At 37.8% G+C, this 5726-nt stretch carries 4 protein-coding genes and 5 pseudogenes; 7 read left to right on the top strand and 2 right to left on the bottom strand.

Features of this window, described 5'->3' with window-relative positions:
• A pseudogene (locus BZK24_RS05375) lies at positions 1-284 on the bottom strand (DNA methyltransferase); the annotation flags it as partial.
• A 49-nt stretch (positions 285-333) separates the two neighbouring features.
• Between BZK24_RS05375 and BZK24_RS05370 the strand changes: the two are divergent.
• Both BZK24_RS05370 and BZK24_RS05365 read left to right on the top strand, forming a co-directional pair.
• Positions 334-690: pseudogene (locus BZK24_RS05370) on the top strand (GmrSD restriction endonuclease domain-containing protein); the annotation flags it as partial.
• Positions 691-831: 141 nt separating this feature from the next.
• A pseudogene (locus BZK24_RS05365) lies at positions 832-1748 on the top strand (hypothetical protein).
• Between the two features lie 133 nt (positions 1749-1881).
• On the opposite strand, the gene queF reads toward BZK24_RS05365, so the two are convergent.
• On the bottom strand, positions 1882-2328 hold the full coding sequence (gene queF / locus BZK24_RS05360) for a preQ(1) synthase (protein ID WP_000187331.1): 447 nt from the start codon (positions 2326-2328) through the stop codon (positions 1882-1884).
• A gap of 59 nt (positions 2329-2387) precedes the next feature.
• Between queF and rsfS the strand changes: the two genes are divergently transcribed.
• The 5 genes and pseudogenes from rsfS to BZK24_RS09485 form a co-directional block, all read left to right on the top strand.
• Positions 2388-2729 carry a ribosome silencing factor gene (rsfS, locus tag BZK24_RS05355; RefSeq protein ID WP_001076150.1) on the top strand — a complete coding sequence of 114 codons (342 nt, stop codon included), beginning with the start codon at positions 2388-2390 and terminating at the stop codon, positions 2727-2729.
• A 7-nt stretch (positions 2730-2736) separates the two neighbouring features.
• A complete protein-coding gene (miaA, locus tag BZK24_RS05350) occupies positions 2737-3633 on the top strand; it encodes a tRNA (adenosine(37)-N6)-dimethylallyltransferase MiaA (RefSeq protein ID WP_077656809.1) in 897 nt (298 codons plus the stop codon).
• Entirely contained in the window at positions 3634-4737 is a 1104-nt protein-coding gene (locus BZK24_RS05345) for a glycosyltransferase family 8 protein (protein WP_077656808.1), read from the top strand.
• A gap of 9 nt (positions 4738-4746) precedes the next feature.
• Positions 4747-5544, top strand: a pseudogene (locus tag BZK24_RS05340) (sulfatase-like hydrolase/transferase); the annotation flags it as partial.
• A pseudogene (locus BZK24_RS09485) lies at positions 5530-5726 on the top strand (YebC/PmpR family DNA-binding transcriptional regulator); the annotation flags it as partial. The pseudogenes BZK24_RS05340 and BZK24_RS09485, both read left to right, overlap by 15 nt.

Here is a 5726-nt window from a genome sequence, read left to right as displayed (position 1 = left end):
GCGTTAGTTTTGGGTAACAAATCATTTATTTTTTCATATTCATCATATGGGTATGTATCGTATTTTTTATAGGCGTCAAACTCTGTCTCCAATAACCTTTCTTTAAATTTTTTACCACTCTCGCCATAGTAATACGCTACAAAATGCTTTAAAAAACTATCTAAATGAGTGTCTTTAAATTGTCTCAAATCGTAATAAATAATAGCGTAGGTGTCATTGATCTTTTTTTGAAGATTTTCTAACTCTTCTTTTTCATCACAGATCTTGTGCGCTACAAAATGCAAGCGGTTTTTAAACAATTCCAGAGTGGATAGATCCTTGCCACGATTGTTGATCGTTTCAAAAGAGCATATCTTGCCCCAAAAACCCGATCAAGGCTATAGCGCTAAAGAAAAAAGTTGGGCTAAAAATCCCCATATCGTGCATGCTTTAGGGAACTTGCTCTTAATTCCTAAAAACGCTAACAGCTCTTTAAGCAACAAGCCTTTTGAGGAAAAAAGAAAGGCATACCTAAAAGGCTCTTATAGTGAAAAAGAAGTGGCTAAAAACGCTTCTTTTGGCGTTGTGCAAATCAAAGAAAGGAGTGAAAAACTATTAGACTTTTTAATCGCGCGCTATCGTATCGCTGAATTGGTGGGTGAAAACGCCATTAAAGCTTTTAAAAACGCTTTTTTAAAGGACATTGAATGATGCGATCACTCAAAATAAGGGGAGCGTTTGAAAAGCGCCCACCCCACAACAAGGAGGAACAAGCCATGCTGAAAAGATAAAAAACATTAAACGGATGGTTATAGCGGATTTTTAAAACAAATTTTTACCAAGGAGTATTTTATGGGTTTTCAAAATGAAAATAAATTAAAGTTGGGCGCGTCAGTCAAAGCCACAATCAACAACAAAGTGGTGGAGGCTAAAGTCATTAATATTGGGTTTAATCGTGTAACCTTAAGGAGCGAAAAAGGCAACGAAGCCACTTACGCTTTTAATAGCGAAAAATTCTTAAAATGGTTTAAGGAAGTGCCTTTGAATGAAGTTGCGAATAACCACGCTGAAAAAAGCGGAGAGGATTTGTTGAAAGGCGTTAAAATCGTTACGAGCGGAGCGAGTGTTAAGGAAAGGACTTCAACTTCTAAAGAGAAAGAAAGTAAATTCAAGTTGGACTTTGATTTCCCTGATGACACCACTAGCCCTTTTATGGTCTTTGCTAATTCTTACGCTAACGAAAAAAGAAGCAAAAGACTTGGTTTGTTATTCTCGCCGATGAATTATGGTGGAATGGGGTTTCAAGCGAGTTTGATTATTATTCATTCGCTCTCTTTTATGGCGGATTTAAAGCACCATAGCGATGCGGAGTGGAATGCTATGATTGAAAATAGAAACACTGAAAATTGTTTCTTTGATAGCTTTGATGAGATGCTAATGGGCAATGTACGCTATTCTGTAAAGTGATTGAAACTTACGCAAGGAATTTGGTAAGACCTGATGGTAAGACCTATGGTGTTACTTTGGAAGAGTGGGCGTGGATTTTACCTAAAAATCAAAAAGAGGCAAAATTTGTAGCGCAACTCTTATGCGATGGTGGTATCAATAAATATGATTTAACATGCGCGGGTCTTACTGAAAATCTGTTAAAAGACAATCGTTGGTCTTACGGAATGAGAGATGAGGTTTATGATGATGAGGGTAATGTGATTGCGGAGGGTGATGAGGCAACTTCTCTTAAACTTAAAAATGAGGGAGAAGTAGAATAAAACCCCCCCCTTTGGGGTGGCTCTCTTTTTTTTAATCTCTCTTTTATTCTTTTATTTTTTCTTTTTTCATTCTCCCCCTAACCTGTCCGTTTAATTTGGAACGGCTTTCATCTTAAAACCCTATCTTTGCGCGTTATTTCGCATTCAAAAGGCGTTTTTCTTTAAAATCCTGGTATTCTTTGATCGCATAATTCACAAAGGGCTTGATAGCAATCCCACCCCTAGAGGCAAAATCCCCATACACTTCCAGATACTTTGGCTCTAGCAATCGGACTAAATCCAGCAAAATCGTATTGATACAGCTCTCATGAAAACTCCCATGGTTTCTGTAACTGAATAAATAGAGTTTGAGAGACTTGCTTTCTACCATTTTATTTTTAGGGATATAGCGGATAAAAATCACGCCAAAATCCGGCTGGGAAGTGATCGGGCAAAGGCTTGTAAATTCCTTGCATTCTAGCGTGATTAAGGGGTCTAAATTGGGGTTTGGGTTAGGGAAAGCTTCTAGTAAATCGCTGTTGTATTCAAAAATATAGGGCGTTTTAGCGCCTAAGGATTTGAGGTTTGATTCAGGGGTCATTAATCTTTCCTTGATTTGAGTTATAATAAGGTTATTTTAACCCATTTTTTAGGAAACTCATGAACCAACGCATAGAAACGATTACGGCTTTATTAGATGAAAAAAAGGCTTTTGATATTACGCATATTGATTTATCCAAAACCCCTTATTTGGTAGAAGATGTCATTATCGCCACCACGCTAGCGAATAAGCATGCCCTTTCTTTATTAGACGCGCTTAAAAACACCCTTAAGCCTTTAGGGGAAGTCTTTTACCAAATAGATGAGTCTAATGAAGAGTGGATCATTTTGGATTTGGGGGATTTGATGATCCATCTTTTCACCGAAGAATGCCGTAAAAAATTTGACCTAGAAGGGTTTTTGAACGCTTATAAAAGGGGGATTCCTTATCAAAACGCCTAAGAAACTCATCGCGCTTTTAGGGCCTAGCGGGAGCGGGAAAAGCGCTCTTTCCATTGAATTAGCCCAAGAATTGGACGCTGAAATCTTTTCTTTGGATTCTTTGAGTATTTATAAAGACATTAATATCGCTTCGGCTAAACCGAGCTTAAAAGAGCGAAAAAATATCAAGCATTACGCCCTAGACTACCTTAACATTGATGAAAAAAATAACGCTCCTCTTTTTAAAACCCTTTTAGAGGACGCTATTAAAGTATCCCAAAAAGAAATTTTACTCATTGTGGGAGGGAGCAGTTTTTACCTAAAATCCATTTTAGAAGGTTTGAGCAGCATGCCAAAAATTAGCGGTGAGGAGGCTGTAAAAATAGAGCGAGGAATCAGCGCCCTAGCTAACCCTTACATGTTTTTAAAATCCATTGACCCTAACATGGCTTTTAAAATCCATCCAAACGACACTTACCGCATCCATAAGGCGCTAGAAATCTTTTATTCCACCCACACGCCCCCAAGCGAGTATTTTAAAACTAACCCTAAAAAACCCTTTGAGCATGCTATCTCGTTATTCGCTCTGTCTATTGAAAAAAGCGTGCTCCATAATAACATCAAACAGCGCACCAAAAACATGCTCCATTCAGGCCTTATTGAAGAAATCAAAGCCCTTTATGCCCAATACCCTAAAGACTCGCAGCCTTTTAAAGCCATAGGCGTTAAAGAAAGTATTCTTTTTTTAGAAAAACAACTCACTTTAAAGGAGCTAGAAGAAGCGATTATCTCTAACACCATCAAATTAGCCAAGCGCCAAAACACTTTCAATAAAACCCAATTCAATAACCTTTATATGGGGAGCGTTAAAGAAGTTAGGCATGCGATTTTAAAACACTCAAAAAGCGATATAAGGGAGCGATAAATGGACACGCAAAATTTACCCGATCAAATTATCCCTATTTTTATGAGTTTTGATAAGAATTACGCGCTAGGAGCTAGCGTGAGCCTTTATTCTTTACTCTCCCATGCGAGCAGGCACACGAGCATGATAGATTTTAGCCCCTTAAATCAAAGCAACCAACTTTTAGGCGCTAACATCGTGTATAAAATCCATTGTTTGATTAAAGGGGTAACCTTAGAGCAGCAAAACAAGCTTTTAAAAACCCTTGAGCCTTTTAGAAAATTCGCTTCATTAGAGTTTATAGACATCAATTCGCTCAATCATTCCATAGAAAGCTATCTCAATGAGTCTTGCTCCAAGCGTTATGGCGGGCTTCTTGTTTTGTGCTGGCTTTTGCTCGCTTCGCTCTTCCCTAATTATTCTAAAATCATTTCCATAGATGTGGATACGGTGTTTTTGGGCGATGTTGCAAGCGCTTATTTTGCGCTGGATAACGACCCCACTAAGTTGCTTGGCATGGTGAGAGACACTTTTTCCCACCTTTCTTTTGAAGCCTTTTGTGATTTTATTGAGCACACTTGTAAGAATTTTAAGATTGATTTTTCACGCTTTAGCCAAAACGAATTAAAACGCATCCATCAAGGCTTTAACATGGGCTTTTTGGTGGCGAATTTAGATTTGTGGCGCAAAAATGGGTTTGAAAAGATCGCTTTGGAGTTTTTGAAAACTAGGGGGAAAGACCTTTTCTACCCTGAGCAGTGTTTAATCAATATGGTGTTTTGGAAGCGCATTTTAGAATTGCCTATTTATTATAATTGCTATTCTGATTCTTTCAAAGAGCACTACCCTAAAAACATCGTCATGCTCCATTTCATCAAATACAAGCCCTGGCGTTCTGTCAGTTCTTTGAACGGGCGTTTGATTTGCTATGAAGCTGAAGCGGGTTTTTGGCTCGCCAACCTTTTTTGCACCCCTTTTAAAAACGATTTTTTTAAAGAACGCCTTGAAATGGCTAAAGACCAACAAATGCAATCTTTTAAAACCCACATCCGATCAAAAACGATTAGGGATTATTTTTGTTTTAGGATAAAAAATATTTTGAAAAAAGTTTTCAAACTTTCTTAAAGGGCATTCATGGAAAAATTATTGAAGTTTTTAAAATTCTTTGCCAGTAGCGTAACTCTAGATGAAAAATTTTTAATATTTCTTCTTTGTAACGCCCTTTCTAACGCTTACAAAAATAGCGATCTGTTTTCTTTCTCTAAAGGCTTTTTAGGCGCTTTTTTAATCGGGTTTGTGGTGTATTATGGTTGCGTGCTAATCCCTAAAAAACGCTTGAAATATTCATTAGAATGGCTGTTTATAGGAAGCGGTATTGTTTTTAGCGTTGCAGAAATTTTTACGCTGTTTATGTTTAAAATGCCTTTTTCCAAAGGCTTGATTGACACACTTTTAGCCACAAACAGCTCTGAAACGATGGCGTTTGTAAAAAGCTATAACAATTATTTGTTTTACTATGTTTTTATTTTGATCGCTTTATTGATTGTTATTAAAATCATTCGCTTTAGAGCGCTTGTGCTTGGTGTGATAGCGGGCGTTTTAGGGCTTTCTATCCTTACAATAGGGAGCGTTCGTAACATTAAACACCTTACAAAGAACGATGCGATTTTAAAAAGATCATTGTTTTCCCTTTCCTTAACTAGGGGGTTTTATTCCGCCTATTTGAGCTTGTTTGATCGCCAACAAGCCATAAAATTTTATAGCTTTTTAAATAACCTTTATTTACCAAGCGATTATCTTTCTAGCACGGGCGATGTTAAAAATGTCGTCTTAGTCATCGGCGAAAGCGCGAGCAGAAATTTCATGCAACTCTATGGCTATAGCGTTCCTAATAACCCCTTATTGAGCCAACTCGCCAACGCCAAACTACGAACGGCGATTTTAAACGCTAAAGCGCAAAACATGCCTAAAGACAATATTGACGCAGCGATTAAAAGAGCGAGCAGTAAAGAGGGGAATTTGAGTGAAATCACTTATGAGGGTAAGGCGAATTTTGGCGTGTTAATCATTTTGGAATGCATGACTGTTAACCCCCCTAGAACGACCGCCAACCT

Origin of the sequence: Helicobacter pylori (assembly GCF_001998165.1) — a bacterium.
GTDB lineage: Bacteria > Campylobacterota > Campylobacteria > Campylobacterales > Helicobacteraceae > Helicobacter > Helicobacter pylori_DL.
This window is presented reverse-complemented; position numbering and strand designations above follow the sequence as displayed.